21 protein-coding genes are annotated in these 21,175 nt (G+C 60.5%); 18 read left to right on the plus strand and 3 right to left on the minus strand.

All coding sequences use genetic code 11. The features are described 5' to 3' along the window. Positions 1-44 precede the first annotated feature (44 nt). The 4 genes from CHU94_RS15550 (at position 45) to CHU94_RS15565 (ending at position 5,718) form a co-directional block, all read left to right on the plus strand. On the plus strand, positions 45-1,655 hold the full coding sequence (locus CHU94_RS15550) for a Re/Si-specific NAD(P)(+) transhydrogenase subunit alpha (protein WP_094481546.1): 1,611 nt from the start codon (positions 45-47) through the stop codon (positions 1,653-1,655). Between the two features lie 12 nt (positions 1,656-1,667). Further along, positions 1,668-3,080 (plus strand): Re/Si-specific NAD(P)(+) transhydrogenase subunit beta, encoded by a 1,413-nt coding sequence (gene pntB / locus CHU94_RS15555; RefSeq protein WP_094481548.1) that lies wholly within the window; start codon positions 1,668-1,670, stop codon positions 3,078-3,080. Between the two features lie 104 nt (positions 3,081-3,184). Then, positions 3,185-4,858: a long-chain-fatty-acid--CoA ligase gene (locus tag CHU94_RS15560; protein ID WP_094481550.1), complete on the plus strand. Its 1,674-nt coding sequence runs from the start codon at positions 3,185-3,187 to the stop codon at positions 4,856-4,858. Positions 4,859-4,965: 107 nt separating this feature from the next. Then, positions 4,966-5,718 (plus strand): 5'-methylthioadenosine/adenosylhomocysteine nucleosidase, encoded by a 753-nt coding sequence (locus CHU94_RS15565; RefSeq protein WP_094481552.1) that lies wholly within the window; start codon positions 4,966-4,968, stop codon positions 5,716-5,718. Between the two features lie 50 nt (positions 5,719-5,768). Here CHU94_RS15565 and corA read toward each other — a convergent pair whose 3' ends face one another. Next, the gene (gene corA / locus CHU94_RS15570) at positions 5,769-6,755 is read right to left on the minus strand and encodes a magnesium/cobalt transporter CorA (protein WP_094481554.1); all 987 of its coding nucleotides are present in this window, start codon (positions 6,753-6,755) and stop codon (positions 5,769-5,771) included. Positions 6,756-6,959: 204 nt separating this feature from the next. On the opposite strand from corA, the gene CHU94_RS15575 reads away from it, so the two are divergent. From CHU94_RS15575 to hprK, 4 genes are all read left to right on the plus strand, one after another. Next, positions 6,960-8,183: an MFS transporter gene (locus CHU94_RS15575; protein WP_094481556.1), complete on the plus strand. Its 1,224-nt coding sequence runs from the start codon at positions 6,960-6,962 to the stop codon at positions 8,181-8,183. A 177-nt stretch (positions 8,184-8,360) separates the two neighbouring features. Continuing rightward, positions 8,361-8,690, plus strand: coding sequence for a ribosome-associated translation inhibitor RaiA (raiA, locus tag CHU94_RS15580; protein WP_094481558.1), 330 nt, complete (start codon positions 8,361-8,363; stop codon positions 8,688-8,690). 91 nt (positions 8,691-8,781) lie between these two features. Then, a complete protein-coding gene (locus CHU94_RS15585; protein ID WP_094481560.1) occupies positions 8,782-9,249 on the plus strand; it encodes a PTS sugar transporter subunit IIA in 468 nt (155 codons plus the stop codon). A gap of 21 nt (positions 9,250-9,270) precedes the next feature. Next, complete coding sequence (gene hprK / locus CHU94_RS15590; protein WP_094481562.1) at positions 9,271-10,218, plus strand: HPr(Ser) kinase/phosphatase; 948 nt, start codon at positions 9,271-9,273, stop codon at positions 10,216-10,218. Positions 10,219-10,232: 14 nt separating this feature from the next. Here hprK and fur read toward each other — a convergent pair whose 3' ends face one another. Beyond that, positions 10,233-10,670 carry a ferric iron uptake transcriptional regulator gene (gene fur / locus CHU94_RS15595; protein WP_094482781.1) on the minus strand — a complete coding sequence of 146 codons (438 nt, stop codon included), beginning with the start codon at positions 10,668-10,670 and terminating at the stop codon, positions 10,233-10,235. 82 nt (positions 10,671-10,752) lie between these two features. On the opposite strand from fur, the gene CHU94_RS15600 reads away from it, so the two are divergent. The 10 genes from CHU94_RS15600 (at position 10,753) to holA (ending at position 20,293) form a co-directional block, all read left to right on the plus strand. Further along, positions 10,753-11,304 (plus strand): outer membrane protein assembly factor BamE, encoded by a 552-nt coding sequence (locus CHU94_RS15600; protein ID WP_094481563.1) that lies wholly within the window; start codon positions 10,753-10,755, stop codon positions 11,302-11,304. A gap of 24 nt (positions 11,305-11,328) precedes the next feature. After that, complete coding sequence (gene dapB / locus CHU94_RS15605; protein WP_094481565.1) at positions 11,329-12,132, plus strand: 4-hydroxy-tetrahydrodipicolinate reductase; 804 nt, start codon at positions 11,329-11,331, stop codon at positions 12,130-12,132. Further along, on the plus strand, positions 12,129-12,770 hold the full coding sequence (locus tag CHU94_RS15610) for a MotA/TolQ/ExbB proton channel family protein (RefSeq protein ID WP_094481567.1): 642 nt from the start codon (positions 12,129-12,131) through the stop codon (positions 12,768-12,770). The genes dapB and CHU94_RS15610 overlap by 4 nt, the downstream gene beginning before the upstream one ends. Then, positions 12,767-13,198, plus strand: a complete 432-nt coding sequence (locus tag CHU94_RS15615) for a biopolymer transporter ExbD (RefSeq protein ID WP_094481569.1) — start codon at positions 12,767-12,769, stop codon at positions 13,196-13,198. The genes CHU94_RS15610 and CHU94_RS15615 overlap by 4 nt, the downstream gene beginning before the upstream one ends. 81 nt (positions 13,199-13,279) lie before the next feature. Then, positions 13,280-16,048, plus strand: a complete 2,769-nt coding sequence (leuS, locus tag CHU94_RS15620) for a leucine--tRNA ligase (RefSeq protein WP_094481571.1) — start codon at positions 13,280-13,282, stop codon at positions 16,046-16,048. Positions 16,049-16,055: 7 nt separating this feature from the next. Then, a complete protein-coding gene (gene lptE, locus CHU94_RS15625; RefSeq protein WP_094481573.1) occupies positions 16,056-16,550 on the plus strand; it encodes an LPS assembly lipoprotein LptE in 495 nt (164 codons plus the stop codon). A gap of 2 nt (positions 16,551-16,552) precedes the next feature. After that, positions 16,553-17,032 (plus strand): Lrp/AsnC family transcriptional regulator, encoded by a 480-nt coding sequence (locus CHU94_RS15630; RefSeq protein ID WP_094481575.1) that lies wholly within the window; start codon positions 16,553-16,555, stop codon positions 17,030-17,032. 165 nt (positions 17,033-17,197) lie between these two features. Beyond that, on the plus strand, positions 17,198-18,250 hold the full coding sequence (locus tag CHU94_RS15635) for an ornithine cyclodeaminase (protein WP_094481577.1): 1,053 nt from the start codon (positions 17,198-17,200) through the stop codon (positions 18,248-18,250). Continuing rightward, positions 18,247-19,155, plus strand: coding sequence for an arginase (locus CHU94_RS15640; RefSeq protein WP_094481579.1), 909 nt, complete (start codon positions 18,247-18,249; stop codon positions 19,153-19,155). The genes CHU94_RS15635 and CHU94_RS15640 overlap by 4 nt, the downstream gene beginning before the upstream one ends. A 40-nt stretch (positions 19,156-19,195) precedes the next feature. Further along, the gene (holA, locus tag CHU94_RS15645) at positions 19,196-20,293 is read left to right on the plus strand and encodes a DNA polymerase III subunit delta (protein WP_094481581.1); all 1,098 of its coding nucleotides are present in this window, start codon (positions 19,196-19,198) and stop codon (positions 20,291-20,293) included. Positions 20,294-20,386: 93 nt separating this feature from the next. Here the strand turns inward: holA and CHU94_RS15650 are convergent, their stop codons facing one another. Beyond that, a complete protein-coding gene (locus tag CHU94_RS15650) occupies positions 20,387-21,094 on the minus strand; it encodes a PEP-CTERM sorting domain-containing protein (protein ID WP_094481583.1) in 708 nt (235 codons plus the stop codon). Positions 21,095-21,175 lie beyond the last annotated feature (81 nt).

Genomic DNA, 21,175 nt, shown 5'->3' on the forward strand with positions numbered 1-21,175 from the left:
GAAAACGCCCCCAGAGCCCGCCCACCCATTAGAGGAGTCGCTTGATGCAGACGAGTGTTGCCACGGAAAAAGGACAGCGTATTGGTATCCCCCGGGAGACGTTCCCGGGCGAAAAACGCGTGGCCACGGTGCCGGAGGCGGTGGAGAAGCTGATCAAGCTGGGCTTCAAGGTCAGTGTGGAGTCGGGCGCAGGCGCTTTGGCCAACTGTGACGACGACAGCTACCGCGCAGCGGGTGCGGAGGTGGTGGCCACGGCTGCCGAGCTGTGGGCGCAATCCGATATCGTCTTCAAAGTGCGTGGTCCTTCCGTTGCCGAAGTCGGCCTGCTGCGCGAAGGTGGCACGCTGATCAGCTTTATCTGGCCCGCGCAAAACCCTGAACTGCTGCAGCAACTGGCCGCCAAAAAGGCCACCGTACTGGCCATTGACGCGCTGCCCCGTACGCTAAGCCGCGCGCAGAAGATGGACGCGTTGACCTCCATGGCGGGTGTCAGTGGTTACCGCGCCGTGATTGAGGCGGCCAATGCCTTTGGTCGTTTCTTCAATGGCCAGATCACTGCCGCAGGCAAGGTGCCTCCCGCCAAGGTGTTCATCGCCGGTGCCGGTGTGGCTGGCTTGGCCGCTATCGGCACGGCTGCCAGCTTGGGCGCCATCGTGCGCGCCAATGACACGCGCGCTGAGGTCGCGGACCAGGTGGTCTCTCTGGGCGGTGAGTTCGTCAAGGTGGACTACGAGGAAGAGGGCGGCGGCGGCGGCGGCTATGCCAAGGTGATGTCCGAAGGTTTCCAAGCCGCGCAGCGCGCCATGTACGCGCAGCAGGCCAAAGAGGTGGACATCATCATCACCACCGCGCTGATTCCCGGCAAGCCAGCGCCCAAACTCATCACTGCCGAGATGGTGCGCAGCATGAAGCCCGGCAGCGTGATCGTCGACATGGCCGCCGAGCAGGGTGGGAACTGCGAGCTGACCGAGCCTGGTCAGGCCGTCGTGAAGCATGGTGTGACTATCGTGGGCTACACCGACCTGGCCTCACGTCTGGCCAAACAATCATCCACGTTGTACGCCACCAACCTGTTCCGTCTGGCCGAAGAACTGTGCAAGACCAAGGATGGCATCGTTAACGTCAATATGGAAGACGATGCCATCCGCGGCCTGACCGTCATCAAGGACGGTACCGTAACGTGGCCAGCCCCCGCGCCCAAGGCGCCGGCAGCCCCCGCAGCCGCCAAGGCAGCCGCGCCGGTGGTGGCGAAGAAGCCTGCACACGGGCACGGTGGCGCTGGCGAACCCATGTCAGCCAAGAGCCTGCTCGTTCTCATGGCTGTTGCGGCTGTGTTGTTCTGGGTGATCGGCAGCTACGCACCCGCAGCTTTCCTGGGCCACTTCACAGTGTTTGTGCTGGCCTGTTTTGTGGGGTACATGGTGGTGTGGAACGTCAAGCCCGCGCTGCACACGCCGCTGATGAGTGTGACCAATGCCATCAGCAGCATCATCGCCATCGGTGCGCTGGTGCAGGTGTCTCCGGTGGCCGGAGCTGTCGGTCGTCCTGATGGCCTGATCACCTGGTTGGCCGCCGCCGCCATCGTGCTAACCGCTATCAATATGTTTGGCGGCTTTGCCGTCACCCAGCGCATGCTGGCCATGTTCCGCAAGTAAGGAGACCTGAAGATGTCTGCAAGTTTGGCTACGGTCTCCTATATCGGCGCGACCATCCTGTTCATCCTGAGTCTGGGCGGCCTGTCCAACCAGTCCACCGCGCTGCGCGGCAATCTGTATGGCATGGTTGGCATGGCGCTGGCGGTGCTGGCCACGGTGTTCGGCCCCACGGTAACAGCCGCCGGCCTGCCCTGGATTGCCGGGGCCATGCTGCTCGGCGGCGGCGTGGGTCTGTACGCGGCCCGAACCGTGCAAATGACGCAGATGCCCGAGCTGGTGGCGCTGATGCACAGCATGGTGGGATTGGCTGCCTGTCTGGTCGGATTCGCGAGTTATGTCGATACGTCGGTTCAACACACTGGAGCCGAAAAAGTGATCCACGAAGTGGAGATCTACATCGGCATCCTGATCGGTGCGGTGACTTTCTCCGGTTCGCTGATCGCTTTTGGCAAACTCAACGGCAAGATTGGTGGCAAGCCCTTGCTGCTGCCGGCTCGCCATTTGCTGAACTTGGTAGGTTTGTTGGTGGTGATCTGGTTTGGACGCGAATTTGTGCAGGCTGGTTCGGTGGCCGAAGGCATGACGCCGCTGATCGTGATGACGGTGATTGCCCTGCTGTTTGGTGTGCACATGGTCATGGCCATTGGCGGCGCCGACATGCCTGTAGTGGTCTCCATGCTCAATAGCTATTCCGGCTGGGCCGCTGCAGCCACGGGCTTTATGTTGTCCAACGATTTGCTGATCGTCACCGGTGCGCTGGTGGGTTCCAGCGGCGCTATCCTGTCGTACATCATGTGCAACGCCATGAACCGCAGCTTCATCAGCGTGATTGCTGGCGGTTTTGGTAGCGCACCCGCAGCCCCCAAGGTGGACGGTGGCGCGGTGCACCCAGCCGGCGAGGTGGTGCCCGTGAACGCTGGCGAGACTGCGGAGCTGTTGCGCGAAGCCAAGAGCGTGATCATTGTGCCGGGCTACGGCATGGCGGTGGCGCAGGCCCAGCACACGGTGTTCGAAATCACCCGCACCCTGCGTGAAAAAGGCGTGAACGTGCGTTTTGGCATCCACCCCGTGGCAGGGCGCATGCCGGGCCATATGAACGTGCTGCTGGCCGAGGCCAAGGTGCCTTATGACATCGTGTTTGAGATGGAAGAAATCAACGACGATTTCCCTGACACCGATGTGGTGATGGTGATTGGCGCCAACGATATCGTGAACCCCTCTGCGCAGGACGATCCGGCCAGCCCGATTGCTGGCATGCCAGTGCTCGAGGTTTGGAAGGCCAAAACCTCGATCGTGATGAAGCGCAGCATGGCTTCGGGGTATGCGGGTGTGGACAACCCCCTGTTCTACAAAGAGAACAACCGCATGTTGTTTGGCGACGCCAAGAAAATGCTGGACGAGGTGCTGGGGGCGCTGAAGACCTGATGGCGGCTGCGTGCTGCGCAGCTAAGGGAAAGCACACGCCCGCGCTGCGCACGGCACGATGACAATGCTCGGCTGATTTCAAAAAATAGGATGGAGACAAAGACATGAGTGATCGCATTTGGCTAAGTAGCTACCCCAAGGGAGTACCAGCGGACATCAACCCTGCGATGTATCCCTCGCTGGTGGGCCTGATGGAAGAGAGCTTCCAGAAACATGCCGGCAAGGTGGCTTACAACTTCATGGGCAAGGACGTGACCTATGCCCAGACGGATAGCCTTAGCCAGGCGTTTGCAGCCTATCTGCAGGGCTTGGGATTGGTGAAGGGCGATCGTGTGGCGATCATGATGCCCAACGTGCCCCAGTACCCCGTAGCGGTAGCGGGTATTCTGCGTGCGGGTTTTGTGGTGGTGAATGTGAACCCCCTGTACACCGCCCGTGAGCTGGAGCACCAGCTCAAGGATTCCGGGGCGAAGGCGATTGTCATCATTGAGAACTTTGCCACCACCTTGGAAAAATGCATTGCTGCCACACCGGTCAAGCATGTGGTGCTGTGCTCCATGGGCGACCAGTTAGGTTTGCTCAAGGGGGCGCTGGTGAACTACGTGGTGCGCAACGTCAAGAAGATGGTGCCCGCCTACACGCTGGCAGGAGCAGTTCGATTCAACGAAGCCATTGCCCGTGGTACCAAGGCGCCCTTCAAGAAGCCGGATACCAAGGCGGATGATGTGGCGGTCTTGCAATACACCGGCGGCACTACCGGTGTGTCCAAAGGGGCGGTGCTGCTGCACCGCAACGTGATTGCCAATGCGTTGCAGGCAGAGGCCTGGTATGGGCCGGCCATGGCCAAGGTGCCTGCCGGGGTGCAGCCTACATCTGTCTGTGCGCTGCCGCTGTACCACATCTTTGCGTTCACGGTCGGCATGATGCTGTCCATGCGCACCGGCGGCAAGCTGATCCTCATCCCCAATCCACGCGATATTCCTGGTGTGCTCAAGGAGCTTGCCAAGCACACGATCCACAGCTTCCCGGCAGTCAATACCCTGTTCAACGGCTTGGCCAACCACCCCGACTTCAATACCGTGGACTGGAGTCATTTGAAGGTCTCGGTTGGCGGTGGCACTGCCGTGCAGAGCGCGGTGGCCAAGCTGTGGTTTGAAAAGACTGGCTGCCCGATTTGTGAAGGGTATGGCCTGAGCGAGACATCGCCGATCGCCAGCTGCAATCCGATCACCTCCAACGAATACACCGGCACCATCGGCATTCCCGTTTCCAGTACCTTCATGAAGCTGCTGGACGACGACGGTAACGAAGTGCCTGCTGGCCAGAGTGGTGAGATTGCGATCAAAGGACCGCAGGTGATGGCCGGCTACTGGCAGCGTCCCGACGAAACAGCAAAAGTCATGACCGCGGATGGCTTCTTCAAGTCCGGTGACATCGGTGTGGTGGACGAAAAGGGCTTCTTCAAGATCGTAGACCGCAAGAAGGACATGATTCTGGTCAGTGGCTTTAATGTGTTCCCCACCGAGCTGGAGGATGTCGTCGCCCAGATGCCGGGCGTGATGGAGTGCGCGTGTGTGGGGGTGGCTGACGCGAAGTCCGGCGAGGCTGTGAAGCTGGTCATTGTCAAGAAAGACCCCAACCTCAGCGAAGAGGATGTACGCAACTTCTGCAAGGAAAACCTCACGGGGTACAAGCAGCCCAAGGTGATCGAATTCCGGGCCGACTTGCCCAAGACGCCGGTGGGCAAGATCCTGCGTCGCGAGCTGCGCGACAAGTAACCCGCTCATGCCATCTGTCGCTACAGGCGCTTGGCGTGGAACAGAGAGCGGCCTGCGGGCCGCTTTTTTGTGCCTGCTACGCTAACCTCTTTTTGCTCTTTACACCCATGTCCCGTATCGTCGCTCCCATTGCCATCTTGAGTGCCCTTGCCGAAGAACAGTCCGGATTGCTGCAGCACATGCAGGGTGCGCGTGACGTGGTGTTGGCCGGGCGCACGGTGTGGGGCGGAGGCTTGTGGGGCCAGCCGGTGGTGCTGGCTTTGTCGCGCATTGGCAAGGTGGCGGCAGCCACCACCGCCACCGCGCTGATTGCCCATCTGGGTGTGAGCCGGGTCATTTTTACGGGCGTGGCTGGTGGTGTGGGTGACGGCGTGCAGGTGGGGGACGTGGTAGTGGGTACGTCCTATGTGCAGCACGATATGGACGCCTCGCCGCTGTTCCCGCGGTATGAGATTCCGCTGTACGACCAGGCGCTTTTTGCGGGCGATGCGGGCCTGTGTGGTGCCTTGCAGATGGCCAGCAACGCCGCACTGGCCCGCATCCGTCACCAGGGGCGCGCTCCTGTGGTCCACCATGGCCTGATTGCCAGTGGCGACCGATTTGTCAGTGGCGCCGCCGAAGTGGCGGGGCTGGTTGGCCAACTCCGGGCGGCGGGTTACACACCGTTGGCGGTGGAGATGGAGGGTGCTGCCGTGGCCCAGGTGTGTGCGGACTACGGCGTGCCGTTTGCCGCTGTGCGCACTATTTCTGATCGCGCGGACGACGCTGCCCACCAGGATTTCCGCACGTTTGTGCAAGAGGTGGCCAGTGTGTACGCCCTGGGTATTGTTGAAAATTTTCTCAAATCGCTATCAAAATAATAGCTGTTTACGCATATTCCATAAGGGATTGAGCCGCATTTGGCTTGTATTTACTTCAGCCAGCCACGCTTGCGGAAGTACCACATGGGGACCAGTGCGCTGGCCACCATCAGGGCCAGTGCGTAGGGGTAACCCAGCGACCAGTCCAGCTCGGGCATGTACTTGAAGTTCATGCCGTACAGGCTGGCAATCAGGGTGGGAGGCAGCAGAGCCACGCTGGCCACCGAGAAGATCTTGATGATCTTGTTCTGGTTGATATTGATGAAACCGACCGTGGCGTCCATCAAGAAGTTGATCTTGTCGAACAGGAACGCGGTGTGGGAGTCCAGCGAGTCGATGTCACGCAAAATTTGCCGCGCCTCTTCAAACTGCTCGGCGTTGAGCATCTTGCTGCGCATCATGAAGCTCACGGCGCGGCGCGTGTCCATCACGTTGCGGCGGATGCGGCCATTCATGTCTTCATGGCGCGCAATGGAGCCCAGCACCTCACCCGCCATGGCGTCGGTCACGTCCCCGGACAGCACCTGGCTGCTGACTTTTTCCAGCTCGTCGTAAATGCCTTCCAGTGTGTCGGCCGAGTATTCGGCGTCGGCGTCAAACAGCTTGAGCAGCACCTCTTTGGCGTCTTCGATCAGACCCGGTGCACGGCGCGCGCGCATGCGCAATAACCGGAACACAGGCACGTCTTCGTCGTGAATGGAGAAGAGTACACCCTTGCTCTTGAGGTTGGCGTTGACCAAGTTCAGGATGAAGGCGACGCGTACTGTGCGGGGCTCGTTGTCATCGGCCACCAAAAAGTCACTGCGGATGTGGACATCGCCGTTGTCTTCAGCATAGAAGCGCGCGGACTCTTCAATGTCCTCGTCCATCGCATCGTCCGGGATGGACAGGCCATAGTACTGTTTTACCCAGCGCTTTTCTTCCAGCGTGGGTGATTCAAGGTCCACCCAGATGGGCTGGAATTTGGAGAGCTCCTCCAGCGACTCGATTTCTTCCTGAAAGAGTCGACCGTTGGCGAGCGTAAAGATATTGAGCATGGCTCACTCCCGAGGTGTTGGTGTCTGCGGTGGGGGTTGGGTGCTTTCAACCCCGCTGCAGTGCTGGGAGTCGAAAGCTACCGACTGGGGTAGGTTTCCAAGGAGCTTTCTCCGAGAGTGACGTTGTACAAATTATCGCACCGAGAATGGGGTGGTAGAGTGTTCTCCCCTGCATTCCCATGCACTTCTTTTTGGTCTTGTCGCATGTCCACCGCTCTATCGCCGCGCCGCGAACTATGGCTCTTGATCACCCTCGCCGGGATCCAGTTCACCAACATCCTAGACTTCATGATCATGATGCCGCTGGGGCCTGCTCTGACGGCACTGTTCCAGATCAGTGATGCCCAATTTGGCATGCTGGTGTCGGCTTACACGCTCGCGGCAGGGGCCTCGGGTCTGGCGGCTTCCACTTATATCGACCGATTCGACCGCAAGCGCCTTTTGATGGTGTTGTACGGCTTGTTTGCCCTGTCTACATTAGCCTGTGGCTTGGCGCCGACTTACGGCAGCCTGATGGCGGCCCGTATTGCAGCCGGCATTTTTGGTGGCGTGCTCTCCGCCTTGAGCCAGACCATTGTGGGCGACGTGATTCCCTACGAACGCCGTGGACGCGCTATGGGGGTGGTGATGACTTCGTTTTCCGTGTCGACCGTGGCCGGTGTGCCTTTAGGCTTGTTTCTGGCGGCCCACTTTGGCTGGCACCTCCCCTTCATCCTGATTGCTGCGCTCAGTGTGGTGCTCATGGTATTTGCCCATCTTTCCATGCCATCGTTGAGCGACCATGTAGCGGCCCAAGTGCACAGCTCATCCTGGAGTCGTATCCGCGATGTGGTGGTAGACCGCAACCACCAGCAGGCGTTTGTCTTTTCGGCCTTGCTGATGTTCGCAGGGTTTACTGTCATACCCTACATCACCATTTACATGCAGGCCAATGTGGGCATGCGTGCAGACCAGGTCCCCTATATCTACCTGTGCGGTGGTGTGGCAACCCTGCTGACTGCACGCGTAATCGGGCGTCTGGCCGATGGGTGGGGCAAATTCAAGACTTTTCGGGTGATGGCCGCCATTGTGCTGCTGCCCATGCTGGCGATTACGCAGCTGGAGCAGGTTGCCATGGGGTGGGTGTTGCTGGTCTCCACGCTGTTTTTTGTGTGCATGAGCGGGCGCATGATCCCCGGTATGGCCATGCTCACCTCTGCAGCCAATCCTGCGTTGCGGGGTACCTTTATGACGCTGAACTCTGCAGTTCAGTCTGCGGCCATGGGGCTGGCCGCTTTGGTGGGGGGGTACATCATCAGTCGCGATTCCGCTGGACTGGTTCAAAACTATGGATGGGCTGCAATCGTGGGCGGGTGTGCGAGCTTGTTGACAATTGTGGTGGGCGCGCGTTTGCGGCTCCATCAAGCTGCTGTGCCAGTCTTCAAGTAAAGAGTCCCTGCATGTTGCAATGCATTACAAAAACCGATTGCAATCACTTTCAAACGGGCGCATAGTCGTTCTCAAGACGACCGCAAATAGGGTTCAGAAGTTTCGGATTTTTAGTGTGAGCGCCGACCACCGCAAGTGGAAGGCTTTGTCAACCCTGAGAGCAACTGGAGGCTATTTATGAATTTGACGATCAGCGGTCATCACCTTGAAGTTACCCCCGCACTGCGCAGTTATGTCACGACCAAGCTCGATCGCATCATGCGCCACTTTGACCAAGTGGTCGACGTCAAGGTACTACTCACCGTTGAGAAGCAAAAAGAGAAGGAGCGACGGCAGCGTGCCGAATGCAACATCCACGTCAAGGGCAGCGATATGTTTGCGGAAAGTGCCCATGCGGATTTGTATGCGGCCGTAGACGAGTTGGTCGACAAGCTGGATCGCCAGGTGGTTCGCCACAAAGACCGTTTGCAGAACCACCACCACGAGGCACCGAAGCGTTTGATGTGAGGTCCCGCGTAACTCCAAAGCGCTAGAGACAGCCACCCAAAAACCGCCCTTTCACGGGCGGTTTTTTTGTGTGCATAATTCGCTCCACACCATGAACCGACTCGCGTCCATCCTCTCCGCTTCGCAAGTTCTTGCGCAAGTCGATGTCACCAGCAAAAAGCGTGCTTTTGAAGAAGCCGGCCTGCTGTTTGAGAACCTCCACGGCCTGAGCCGTGCCTTGGTGACGGACAGCCTGTTTTCCCGGGAGCGCCTGGGTTCCACAGGTCTGGGCCATGGTGTGGCGATTCCCCATGGACGGATCAAGGGTCTCAAAGCCCCCATGGCAGCGGTGTTTCAGCTTGCCAAGCCGATTGGTTTTGACGCTCCGGACGATGTTCCGGTCAGCCTGCTCATTTTTCTGCTGGTGCCCGAGGCTGCAACGCAGAAACATCTCGAAATCCTGTCCGAAATCGCGGAGTTGCTCAGTGATGCGAGCTTGCGTGAGCAGCTCACGGTCTGTAGCGATTCCATGCAATTGCATGGCTTGATTGCAGGTTGGCAGTCGGCTCGTGCTGCCTGATTTTTCCAGCCGAGTCGCGTTGTGAAACCCACCGCGGTCAGTGCAGACGCCCTGTTCGAAGAATTTCGGGCCTATCTGCGCTGGGAGTGGGTGGCTGGCTTGGGAGCTTCCGAGCGTCGCTTTGATGAAGTCGCAATCAGCGCCGCCCGCTCTGGCGCAGACTTGGTCGGCTACCTGAACTATATCCACCCCTACCGCGTCCAGATACTCGGTGAGCGGGAAATCACCTATATCACCAATGCGACGCCCGAGGATTGTGCGCGCCGCATTGCGCGTATCGTGACGCTGGAGCCGCCCGTGCTGGTGCTGGCGGATGGGCAAGTGGCGCCCCAGGCCTTGCTGTCCATGTGTGAGCGGGCGCAGATCCCCATGTTCGCCACCAAAGAGTCGTCGGCCTTCGTGATCGATGTACTGCGCGCCTACCTCTCCAAGCATTTCGCGGAACGCATGTCCATGCATGGCGTATTCATGGACATTTTGGGATTGGGCGTGCTCATCACCGGAGAGTCTGGTCTGGGCAAGAGCGAGTTGGGTCTGGAGTTGATCTCTCGTGGCAACGGCTTGGTGGCCGATGACGCGGTAGATCTCTACCGCATTAACCAGACTACCATTGAGGGACGGTGCCCCGAGCTGCTGCAAAATCTGCTGGAAGTGCGCGGCATTGGCCTTTTGGACATTCGCGGCATTTTTGGTGAAACCGCAGTGCGCCGTCGCATGCGGCTCAAACTCATTGTGCATTTGGTGCGCCGCGAGACGCTGGAGCGCGAGTATGAGCGTATCCCCTACGAGCCACTGACCCAAGATGTGCTCGGTATACCCGTGCGCAAAGTGGTGATTCAGGTGGTCGCCGGTCGCAATATTGCGGTGCTGGTCGAAGCCGCTGTCCGCAATACCATCCTGCAGCTGCGCGGCATTGATACCTACCAAGAGTTTGTCGAGCGGCACCGCAAGGCGATGTCGGAAGGCTGATTCGGTCCGGTACCTCAGTTGGCAGGGCTATTGCGGTGGGGGCACTTGTCCTTGGTGCAGGTGGCGTACAAGCTCAGCGCATGGTCTGCAATGGTGAAGCCCTTGGCTTTTGCGACAGCATGCTGGCGTTTTTCGATTTCAGCGTCGTAAAACTCTTCCACTTTGCCGCAATCCAGGCACACCAGGTGGTCGTGGTGCTGGCCCTCGTTGAGCTCGTACACGGCCTTGCCACTCTCAAAATGGCTGCGGCTCAGAATGCTGGCTTGTTCGAACTGCGTCAATACCCGGTAGACGGTGGCCAAGCCGACGTCTGAGCGTTCTTGCAGTAAAACACGGAACACGTCTTCGGCTGTCATGTGGCGTTGCGTGCCACGCTGAAAAACTTCCAGGATTTTCAGGCGAGGAACGGTGGCTTTGAGGCCTGTATTTTTGAGTTCGTTGATGTTGCTCATGGCATTCTCCGGGCGCAGGCGCCAGTCTGGCTGGCGCAGGCCAACCGCTACAATCGAGTGATCATATCGTTCTTGACTTTTCATGCCCAACAACCTGCTACGCGGTTCACGTTTTCCCTTGGTGGTGGTGCTCTTGGCTGCATTGGCAGGATGCAGCACGCTCAGTAGCACCGGCGAAACGGTGGCCAAGGCCGCACAAAGCGTGCAGCCCTACAAGATTGATATCGTGCAGGGCAATGTGGTAACGCGTGAGCAACTCGCCGTGCTGCGCCCAGGTATGCCGCGCGCCATGGTGCAAGACGTTCTGGGGTCATCCTTGCTTGCGAGCGTGTTCCATGCCAATCGCTGGGACTATGTGTTCACCCTGAAGCGCCAGGGTGCGGAACCCCAGTCGCGCCGCGTGACCGTGTTCTTCACCAATGACGCATTGGAGCGCATCGAAGCGGATGAGCTCCCCAGCGAATCGGAGTTTGTGGCCACCCTGAAGTCTTCTTCCAACAAGGGGCCTTTGCCGGCCCTGACTGCGCCGGAGGACAAGCTGCAGAAATTCCCGGCGCCAGCCACACCTGACACCGCGACGACCCCAGCCACTACACCTGTGGCCTACCCGCCACTGGAGCCCGCAGGGCAATAACGTTTTTCTCTACAGGACAGGGACATGACCCACACCATCGCCATTGCTGGCGCTTCCGGCCGCATGGGCCAGATGTTGATTGATGCGGTACGTGCCGCAGACGATTGCCGCTTGGGCGGCGCGCTGGACATTGCCACTAGCCCTGCCTTGGGCCTGGACGCTGGGGCTTTCGCCGGTCAACCCACTGGCGTGCTGATTACTTCAGACTTGCACCAGGGGCTACGGGGGTGTGACGCGCTGATCGACTTCACCCGTCCAGAAGGCACCTTGGAACATCTGCGGGTATGCCGCGAATTGGGTGTGTCAGTGGTGATTGGTACTACCGGCTTTACCGACGCGCAGAAGGCCGAGATTGCAGAGGCGTCCAAAGACATTGCCATCATGATGGCCCCCAATATGAGTGTGGGCGTGAACGTCACCCTGAAGTTGCTGGAAATGGCGGCCAAGGCCTTGTCGACCGGATATGACATCGAGATCGTCGAAGCCCACCATCGCCACAAAGTGGATGCACCCTCGGGCACTGCCTTGAAGATGGGTGAGGTCATTGCCGACGCGCTGGGCCGTGATCTGAAAGAGTGCGCCGTTTACGAGCGGTATGGCGTGACCGGAGAGCGTGATCCCTCCAGCATCGGTTTTGCCACCATCCGCGGTGGCGACATCGTGGGCGATCACACCGTACTGTTCGCTGGCACCGGCGAACGCATTGAAATCAGCCACAAGTCCTCCAGCCGCGCCACCTACGCACAAGGCAGTTTGCGGGCTGTGCGCTTCCTGGCGGGACGCAAGTCGGGCTTGTTTGACATGTTCGATGTCTTGAACCTCAAATGAATACCAACCTGCTGTTTCAAGGTGACCCGCTCAGTACCACGGTGTCTGTGGTGCTGCTGGGCATGTCGGTATGCAGCTGGGTGGTGATTGTGTGGAAGGGCTGGTTGTTGCAGCGCGCTGTTCGTGACGTGGGGCGCAGTACGGCTGCATTCTGGCAGGCGCCCGACTGGGCGCAGGCCCAAACGGCGGTGCGTGCTTTCGATAGGGAGCTCTTGGTGATCCCATTGGTCGAAGCAACTCAGCAGTGTTTGCCAGGGACGCTGGGCGCCAGCGGTGATCGCTCCCAACAATTGACCCGTGTGTTGCGCGACGCCTTGCATGGTGTGCTGCGGCAGTTGCAGGCTGGTCAGGTGTTGCTGGCCACGGTCGGTTCCACCGCACCTTTTGTCGGTTTGCTGGGCACCGTTTGGGGCATTTACCACGCGCTCATGGGCATTGCCGGTTCAGGTCAGGTCAGCATCGACAAGATCTCTGGCCCCGTGGGGGAAGCCCTGATCATGACGGCTGCAGGCCTGGCGGTCGCCATTCCGGCGGTGCTGGGGTACAACATCCTGGGGCGTCTCATTGGCCGCATCGAGGCGGATCTCGAAGGCTTTGCGCGCGATCTGCGCGAATTGTTGGTGACGCAACCCCGATGAGCTTCGGTCGCCTGGAGCGCACGGCCAGCGCGCAACCCATGAGTGAAATCAACATGACGCCGTTGATCGATGTCATGTTGGTGTTGCTGGTGATCTTTATCATTACAGCACCACTCATGGTGAGCGCCGTCAAGGTGGAATTGCCCCAAACTGAGGGTGCCCAGGCTGCCGAAGCGCCTCAGTTTGTATCGCTGGCACTCGACAAGTCCGGTCAAGCCTACCTGGCGGACCAGCCGATTGCTTTGCCAGAACTTGCGGACGCCCTGCGTAAGTCTGCTGCCCAAAACCCGCTCACCGAAGTGCAATTGCGTGCGGACGCCTCCGTGCCTTATGGCCGGGTGGTTGAGGTTATGGGATTGGCGCATGCGGCTGGTCTGAGCCGCATCGGGTTTGTTGCCAATCCTGAGCCACCAGCAGCCACGCCCTAGGCGCCCAAAGTGGGGCGCCAGCGCAGCGCCTAAAATCGCCTTTCGCCCTTTCCATTGGCAGCCCGGCGCTGCCCATTCCCCATGCAAGACAAGTACCAGCACCTCGACGTAGAACAATCGGCCCAAGCGCATTGGTCGCAACCCCTGTGGAATGGCCAGAACGCTTACCGCGTGGCCGAAAACACGCTGGATGCCCAGGGCAAGCCCAAGAAAAAGTTCTACGCTTGTTCCATGCTGCCCTACCCCAGCGGCAAGCTGCACATGGGCCATGTGCGCAACTACACCATCAATGACATGTTGGCGCGGTATCTGCGCATGAATGGGCACAACGTGCTCATGCCCATGGGCTGGGATGCATTTGGTCTGCCCGCCGAAAACGCGGCGCTGAAGAATAAGGTGCCACCCGCGAAGTGGACTTTTGAGAACATCGCGTACATGAAGGGCCAGATGCAGGCCATGGGCCTCGCGATCGATTGGAGCCGCGAGGTGGCTACCTGTGACCCGCAGTACTACAAATGGAACCAGTGGCTGTTCCTGAAAATGCTGGAAAAAGGTATTGCCTACCGCAAGACCCAGGTGGTGAATTGGGACCCTGTGGACCAGACCGTGCTGGCCAACGAACAGGTGATTGACGGCAAGGGCTGGCGTACCGGCGCGGTGGTGGAGAAGCGCGAGATCCCCGGTTACTACCTCAAGATCACCGACTACGCGCAAGAGCTCTTGGACCACGTGCAGATGGGCAACGACAAGGCCACGCTGACCGGCTGGCCCGACCGCGTGCGCCTGATGCAGGAAAACTGGATTGGCAAGAGCGAAGGCGTGCGCTTTGCCTTCCCGCACGATATCAAGGATGCATCGGGTGCCTTGATTGGCGAAGGCCGCATGTACGTGTTCACCACCCGGGCCGACACCATCATGGGTGTGACCTTCTGTGCGGTGGCGCCTGAACATCCGCTGGCTGCCCACGCAGCGGCTGCCAACCCCAAGCTGACAGCGTTTATCGAGGAATGCAAAACCGGTGGCACCACCGAAGCCGAGCTGGCCACGCAAGAAAAGAAAGGTCAGCCTACAGGCTTGTTTGTCACGCATCCGCTGACTGGCGCGCAGGTTCCCGTGTGGGTCGGCAACTACGTGCTGATGGGCTATGGCGATGGCGCTGTGATGGGTGTGCCTGCGCACGACGAGCGTGACTTTGCATTTGCGCTCAAGTACGGCATCGAGATCAAACAGGTGGTGGCGGTGGACGGCGAGTCGTTCTCGACCAGCGCATGGGCCGATTCCTATGGCGACAAGCAACGTGGCGTGACCGTGAATTCTGGCAAGTACGACGGCCTGGCCTACAAGGCGGCCGTGGACGCCGTCGCCGCCGACCTGGCCGCCAAGGGCCTGGGCGAGAAGAAAACCACCTGGCGCCTGCGCGACTGGGGCGTGAGCCGCCAGCGTTATTGGGGTACGCCGATCCCCATCATCCACTGCGAGGAACACGGGGCGGTCCCGGTGCCAGAGAAAGATCTGCCCGTCGTGCTGCCGCAGGATTGCGTGCCCGATGGCTCCGGCAACCCGTTGCACAAGCACGAAGGTTTCCATGCCGGCGTGGTCTGCCCAGTGTGCGGCAAGTCCGCACGCCGCGAAACGGACACCATGGACACCTTTGTGGACTCATCCTGGTACTTCATGCGCTATTGCGACCCCACCAACGCCGAGAAGATGGTGGCTGGCGGTACGGACTACTGGATGCGGGACCAAAGTGCCGCTACCGGTGGCAGCGGCATGGACCAGTACATCGGCGGCATCGAGCACGCCATCCTGCACTTGCTGTACGCCCGCTTCTGGACCAAAGTGATGCGTGACCTGGGCCTGGTGAAGGTCGACGAGCCCTTCACCAAGCTGCTGACCCAGGGCATGGTGCTCAACCATATCTACTCCCGCAAAACCGCCAAGGGCGGCAAGGACTACTTCTGGCCGCACGACGTGGAGCATGTGCTGGACGGGGCTGGCAAGGTGGTGGGCGCCAAACTCAAGAACGAGGCAGAGAGTGGCGATGGCCTGCTGCCCGTGGGCACACCCATCGACTACGAGGGCGTGGGCACCATGTCCAAGTCCAAGAATAACGGTGTGGACCCGCAGGCGCTGATTGCCAAATACGGTGCTGACACGGCGCGCATCTACACCATGTTCACCGCGCCACCCGAAGCCACGCTAGAGTGGAACGATGCGGCCGTGGAAGGCAGCTACCGCTTCCTGCGTCGCGTCTGGAACTTTGGCTACAAGTTGTCTGCTATGGATTCCGTAGCTGCTCGCGCAAGTGTGGTGGGGGCTAGCAGCCTAAAAGATGTCGAATTTGGCAAGGAAGCCAAAGCGCTGCGCCTGGAAATGCACAGCGTGCTCAAGCAGGTGGACTTTGACTACCAGCGCATGCAGTACAACACCGTGGTGTCCGGTACCATGAAAATGATCAACGCGCTGGAGGGCTTCAAGGCCATGGACAGCGCAGGTGCCCAGGTGGCGCTGATCGAAGGCTTTGGCATCCTGTTGCGCTGCCTGTACCCCGCCACGCCGCATCTGGCGCATGCGCTCTGGTCCGAGCTTGGCTACGCGGGCACCTTGGGTGACTTGTTGGATGCCCCTTGGCCGCAGGTGGATGCTTCTGCCTTGGTGCAGGACGAGATCGAGCTAGTGCTGCAGGTCAATGGCAAGCTGCGGGGCGCGGTGCGGGTGCCTGCCGGTGCCAGCAAAGAAGCCATCGAGGCGGCAGCCCTGGCGAGTGAGGCTTTCATGAGCCACGCAGCCGGTGCCACGGCCAAAAAGGTCATCGTGGTGCCCGGCCGTTTGGTCAACGTGGTGATCTAAGGCCGTGATGCAGCGTCGCCACTTCTTCGCCCTTCCCGTAGTGGCTCTGCTTGCCAGTTGCGGCTTCAAGCTGCGTGGCCAGCAGACCTTTGCGTTTGATACCATTGCGGTCACGCCCGAGCGCGGTGGTGCGGTGGCGTCCGAACTGGCGCGTTACCTGGGTGGTGCGGTGCGCCCGTTGGTGCCGCCTGCGGGCGGTCAGCCACCCCAGGTGGTGGTGGACATCCTGCAAGAGCTGCGCGAGAAAACCGTGGTCGGTGTGAATGCTTCGGGCCAGGTGCGGGAATTCCAGTTGCGCATCCGTGTCAAATTCCGCATGCGCACGCCGCAGGGGCGCGACCTGATTGATGAGACCGAAATCATCCAGCAGCGCGACATCAGCTTCAACGAATCCGCTGTGTTGGCCAAGGAGGCTGAAGAAGCGCTGCTGTACCGCGACATGCAGTCCGACATCGTGCAGCAGTTGCTGCGCCGTATTGCCGCAGTTCAGACACTGGATTGAGCATGGCGCTGGATCGCGTGGACCAAACCCTGCTGGAGCTGCTGCAGCGTGATGGGCGCATGAGCGCCCAGGCCCTGTCCGAAGAGGTCAACCTTTCGGCCCGCGCTACGCTCAACCGTATCCGCAAGCTTGAAGACGACGGCCTGATCGCTGGCTACCGCGCGCTGCTGGCACGCAAGGCATTGGGTGAGCATGTGTCGGTGTTTGCCGAGATTGCACTCAAGGACCAGCGCCAGGCGACCGTGCAGCGCTTTGAAGCCGCCATGGTGGCCTGCCCTGAGGTGATTGCCTGCCATTTGGTCAGCGGCCGGTTTGACTATCTGGTGCGCCTGGCTTGCCGCGATCTGGCCCATTACCGCGACCTTACCAACACCTGGATCGACGACGTGGGGCTGGGCATCGACAAGGTGGTCACCAGTACCGAGCTGCAAACCGTCAAGGAATTTGCCGGATTTCCGCTCATGGTCCGAGAGGACGGTTAATTTTCAATAGGTGATTCCGAAACGGAATCGTTCGGTCGCCGGTTCGGCGCTTTGCGCGCTTAGCCTGCTGTGCTTCGACGCTTACAGCGCCCACCCTCTGTCTAAACTTCTTGGAATGCCGGGCTGCGGATTCCGCAGCGATGTCGGCGACCTGAGGAGAGGAGCATGACCCGCTATATCGACGTCCATGACATGCAGCAACTGGTGCGCCAGCACGGCTTGGCGCCCATGATGTCCGAGATGGCCCAGACCATCCGTGAAGACTTTCTGCGTTGGGAGGACTTTGACAAGTCCCCGCGCACCGCCAACCACAGCCGTGATGGTGTGATCGAACTCATGCCGGTGTCTGACAGCGCGCTCTACGCCTTCAAGTATGTCAACGGCCATCCCAAGAACCCGCTGCAGGGCCTGTCCACCGTCATGGCCTTTGGCGTGCTTGCCGATGTGGCGACTGGCTACCCTGAGTTGCTGAGCGAACTGACCATCACCACCGCGTTGCGCACGGCCGCTACTTCCGCCATGGCAGCCAAGGTCTTGGCTCGGCCTGATAGCAAGACCATGGCCCTGATTGGCAATGGCTCCCAAAGCGAATTCCAGGCGATTGCCTTCATGACCCAACTGGGTGTCACGACGCTACGCGTGTTCGATGTGGATGCGGCGGCCACCGACAAGCTGGCCGCCAACCTGCGTCCCTACACCGAGTCAGGCGCCCTGACAATTGTGCGCTGCACGTCTACGCGCGAAGCGGTGCGCGGTGCCGACATCGTCACCACCGTGACCGCTGACAAGACCAATGCCACCATCCTGACGGCCGACATGATTGAACCTGGCATGCACTTGAACGCCGTGGGTGGCGACTGCCCCGGCAAGACCGAGCTGCAGGCCGAAATACTGAACCATGCCAAGGTATTTGTGGAGTTCGAGCCTCAAACCCGCATCGAGGGCGAGCTGCAACAGATGCCGGCCGATTTTGTGACGCACGCTTTGTGGAAGGTGTTGGCTGGCACGGCAGTGGGGCGGGACAACGCTGCGCAGGTCACGCTGTTTGATTCGGTCGGCTTTGCGCTGGAAGACCTGTCCGCCCTGCGCTATGTGCATGCCCTGTCGCAAGAGCTCGGTGTGGGTAGCACCGTGCAACTGGTGCCCGATCTGCCGGACCCCAAGGACCTGTTCGCCTGCGCCATGGCCGCACGTCCCGTTCTGCGCAAAGCTGCATGAGCGCGCCAGTGTTGCATCTGGTCGGCGCCGCCGTGGGCGAGGGCGCCAGTGATGGCGGTTGCAAGTGGGGTGCTGCCGCCTTGCGCGAGCACGGCATCGTCAACGCACTGGCTGCCACGGGTCGTACCGTGACCTGGGGTGAGACCGTCACTGCCCAGCCGAAGCTGGCGGCCAGTCGTCTGGACGCCATCGAAGGTTTTTCCGAGCGCCTGGCGAGCACGGTGGCGCAGGTGCTGCGTCAGAACCAGCAGCCCTTGGTGCTGGGCGGCGACCATTCCTGCGCTGTAGGCACCTGGAGTGCGGTGGCTGAGCACCTGCGTCCCCGGGGCGCCTTGGGGCTGGTTTGGATCGATGCCCATCTGGACGCCCACACCCCCGACACCTCGGACAGCCAGGCGCCGCACGGCATGCCCGTGGCAGCGCTGCTCGGTTATGGGTCGGCGGGCCTGACGGACCTGTTTGGCTGGCGCCACAAGCTGCAGCCTGAACATCTGGTCATCATCGGCGCGCGCAGTTACGAGCCAGCAGAAAAGGCCTTGCTCGACAGCGTGGGTGTGCGCGTGATGTTCATGCCCGAGGTGCTGGAACGCGGTTTTGCGGCTTGTTTTGACGAGGCGCGAGCCCGCGTGCAAGCCGGTACGGCCGGTTGGGGCATCAGTTTTGATCTGGATGGCTTGGACCCCGGGGACGCGCCGGGTACTGGTACGCCGGTGGAGCAGGGCATACGCCTCGCTGATGCCCTGCAGGTGCTGACGGGGTGTAGCCACGACCCGCGCTTTGTAGCGTTGGAGCTGACCGAGTACAACCCCTTGCGCGACTTTGGCGGTCAAACCGCCCTAGCTGCCACGGAGTTGGTGTGCTCGGTGCTGGCGCCGCAGTCCCAGGCGCTGGAACTTGCAGCCTGATGGGCGGGGGCTGAGCAGGCTCGCGGGCTAAACTCAGGGCATGCAAGTCGCGGTCAACCAACTCCACAACCACCTGCAGCGCGGGCTTAAAAGCCTGTACACACTGCACGGCGACGAGCCGCTGCTGCAACAAGAGGCGCTGGATGCGATCCGCGCCCATGCCCGCGCCAATGGCTACACCGAACGCACTTCGCACACCGTGGCTGGCGCCCATTTCGACTGGAGTGAGGTGCTGGCGGCCGGCGGCTCGCTGAGCCTGTTTGCAGACAAGCAGATCGTGGAGATCCGCATTCCCAGCGGCAAGCCCGGCAAAGACGGCAGCGTCGCCCTGCAGCAGCTGGCCGAAGGTGCACCGGGCAATGACTCCACGCTCACCATCGTTTTGCTGCCGCGCCTGGACAAGATGACCAAGTCCACGGCCTGGTTTGCGGCCTTGGATGCGAACGGCATCACGCTCGAAGTCAGCCCCGTGGAGCGCGGCGCTCTGCCGCAATGGATTGCCCAGCGCCTGGGCGCCCAGGGCCAACGTGTGGCGGCGGGTGAAGAAGGCCAGCGCACGCTGCAGTTTTTTGCCGATCGTGTGGAAGGCAACCTGCTGGCCGCACACCAGGAAATCCAGAAGCTAGGCCTCTTGTATCCGGCCGACGCCAATGGTGGCGTGCTGACCTTCGAGCAGGTGGAGAGCGCCGTGCTCAATGTGGCACGCTACGACGTGTTCAAGCTGTCCGAGGCTGTGCTGGCCGGTCAAGCCCAGCGCGTGCAGCGCATGCTCGACGGACTGCAGGCCGAAGGCGAAGCCGAGGTGCTGGTGCACTACACGCTGGCCGAAGACATACGCGCCTTGAAGCGCGTGAAAGACGCCATGGCCCAGGGCCGCCCGCTGCCCATGGCGCTGCGCGAGAACCGCATCTGGGGTGTGAAAGAACGCCTGTTCGAGCGCGTGTTGCCCAAGTTGTCCGAATCCAAACTGGCCGAACTTCTGCAGTCCGCCCATCTGGTGGACGGCATCGTCAAAGGCCTCAAGCAAGCCGACTGGCCCACGACCGGTTGGCAGGCCTTGCACCGGCTGGCACTGCAGCTGTGTGCGCTGTGTGCTGGTTCTGGTAAACCCACTTTGCCGGCCTCGCGGCCCAACTGAGACGGCTTGCGGCCGGGTCAAGTCCTGCCGTTGAGCGTCCACAATGAAACTAGGGAGCCGAGGCTCCCTTGTTGTTGTGAGTGGCGAATGCGCTTACGCAGCTTTGGCCTTGCGGCGGCGTACCACGGCACCCATCAAGCCCAGACCGGCCAGCATCATGGCGTAAGTCTCAGCTTCGGGAACGGGGGACACCGAGCCGATAGGCAAGGAAGAGTAGCGAATGGTGCCGCCAGCCACCAGGTATTCTCCGTAGCCGTCGCCGTAGAAGGTGACGGTTTTGAATGTCTTGCTGGTGTCGATGCCTGCCACGAAATTAAGGAAGCCTTCGCCAGCTACAACTCCTGGGTTGTCTCCAGCGGTCAATGCAGTAGCGACCTTCAATACGGAGCCGCCGTCAAAGGCGATGTACAAAGAGGAAGGTGCGCAGCAGGTGGCCCAGTCACCGATTTCCAAACCAAAGGCGTTGATGGCGTTGGCGAAGGTGAAGGTCAAGCCCGAGCCAGAGAAATCGGAGTAGGACGGGTTAATTCCAATCGCGCTTCCAGACGGCAGGTAACCGGTGTCGATACTCCGGTAGTCGCCGGCGGTCGACGTGATGGTGAAGTCGGCAAAGGACCACGAAGTACCACCGCTGATGCCGGTCAAGCTCTGGGTTTTTACCGTGCCGCCGACGCCGGTCACGGTGGCGTCGAACGCTGCGGTGCCCGCTGCGATGGAGTTGTTGTAAATGTTCGGTGCCGCAAATGAAGCGGCGCTGGCCAGCGCGACCACGAAGGACGCGACGATTTTGTAAGCTTTCATGGAATCTCCCTTAAAACGCACCAAAAATGTGCTGCGTTATTCTCGAGATGCACTTCCGGGGCTTCAATAGTCCGTTCGGGC

Source organism: Rhodoferax sp. TH121, assembly GCF_002251855.1.
Taxonomy (GTDB): domain Bacteria; phylum Pseudomonadota; class Gammaproteobacteria; order Burkholderiales; family Burkholderiaceae_C; genus Allorhodoferax.

What these genes read in the sequence shown, in the direction of transcription:
- CHU94_RS15615 (WP_094481569.1), top strand. Translation starts at nt 12,767, where the DNA reads ATGAGCTTCGGTCGCCTGGAGCGCACGGCCAGCGCGCAACCCATGAGT.
- holA (WP_094481581.1), top strand. Translation starts at nt 19,196, where the DNA reads ATGCAAGTCGCGGTCAACCAACTCCACAACCACCTGCAGCGCGGGCTT.
- pntB (WP_094481548.1), top strand. Translation starts at nt 1,668, where the DNA reads ATGTCTGCAAGTTTGGCTACGGTCTCCTATATCGGCGCGACCATCCTG.
- CHU94_RS15610 (WP_094481567.1), top strand. Translation starts at nt 12,129, where the DNA reads ATGAATACCAACCTGCTGTTTCAAGGTGACCCGCTCAGTACCACGGTG.
- CHU94_RS15630 (WP_094481575.1), top strand. Translation starts at nt 16,553, where the DNA reads ATGGCGCTGGATCGCGTGGACCAAACCCTGCTGGAGCTGCTGCAGCGT.
- CHU94_RS15585 (WP_094481560.1), top strand. Translation starts at nt 8,782, where the DNA reads ATGAACCGACTCGCGTCCATCCTCTCCGCTTCGCAAGTTCTTGCGCAA.
- fur (WP_094482781.1), bottom strand. Translation starts at nt 10,670, where the DNA reads ATGAGCAACATCAACGAACTCAAAAATACAGGCCTCAAAGCCACCGTT.
- CHU94_RS15640 (WP_094481579.1), top strand. Translation starts at nt 18,247, where the DNA reads ATGAGCGCGCCAGTGTTGCATCTGGTCGGCGCCGCCGTGGGCGAGGGC.
- leuS (WP_094481571.1), top strand. Translation starts at nt 13,280, where the DNA reads ATGCAAGACAAGTACCAGCACCTCGACGTAGAACAATCGGCCCAAGCG.
- CHU94_RS15635 (WP_094481577.1), top strand. Translation starts at nt 17,198, where the DNA reads ATGACCCGCTATATCGACGTCCATGACATGCAGCAACTGGTGCGCCAG.
- raiA (WP_094481558.1), top strand. Translation starts at nt 8,361, where the DNA reads ATGAATTTGACGATCAGCGGTCATCACCTTGAAGTTACCCCCGCACTG.
- CHU94_RS15575 (WP_094481556.1), top strand. Translation starts at nt 6,960, where the DNA reads ATGTCCACCGCTCTATCGCCGCGCCGCGAACTATGGCTCTTGATCACC.
- CHU94_RS15600 (WP_094481563.1), top strand. Translation starts at nt 10,753, where the DNA reads ATGCCCAACAACCTGCTACGCGGTTCACGTTTTCCCTTGGTGGTGGTG.
- CHU94_RS15560 (WP_094481550.1), top strand. Translation starts at nt 3,185, where the DNA reads ATGAGTGATCGCATTTGGCTAAGTAGCTACCCCAAGGGAGTACCAGCG.
- lptE (WP_094481573.1), top strand. Translation starts at nt 16,056, where the DNA reads ATGCAGCGTCGCCACTTCTTCGCCCTTCCCGTAGTGGCTCTGCTTGCC.
- CHU94_RS15550 (WP_094481546.1), top strand. Translation starts at nt 45, where the DNA reads ATGCAGACGAGTGTTGCCACGGAAAAAGGACAGCGTATTGGTATCCCC.
- CHU94_RS15565 (WP_094481552.1), top strand. Translation starts at nt 4,966, where the DNA reads ATGTCCCGTATCGTCGCTCCCATTGCCATCTTGAGTGCCCTTGCCGAA.
- dapB (WP_094481565.1), top strand. Translation starts at nt 11,329, where the DNA reads ATGACCCACACCATCGCCATTGCTGGCGCTTCCGGCCGCATGGGCCAG.
- corA (WP_094481554.1), bottom strand. Translation starts at nt 6,755, where the DNA reads ATGCTCAATATCTTTACGCTCGCCAACGGTCGACTCTTTCAGGAAGAA.
- CHU94_RS15650 (WP_094481583.1), bottom strand. Translation starts at nt 21,094, where the DNA reads ATGAAAGCTTACAAAATCGTCGCGTCCTTCGTGGTCGCGCTGGCCAGC.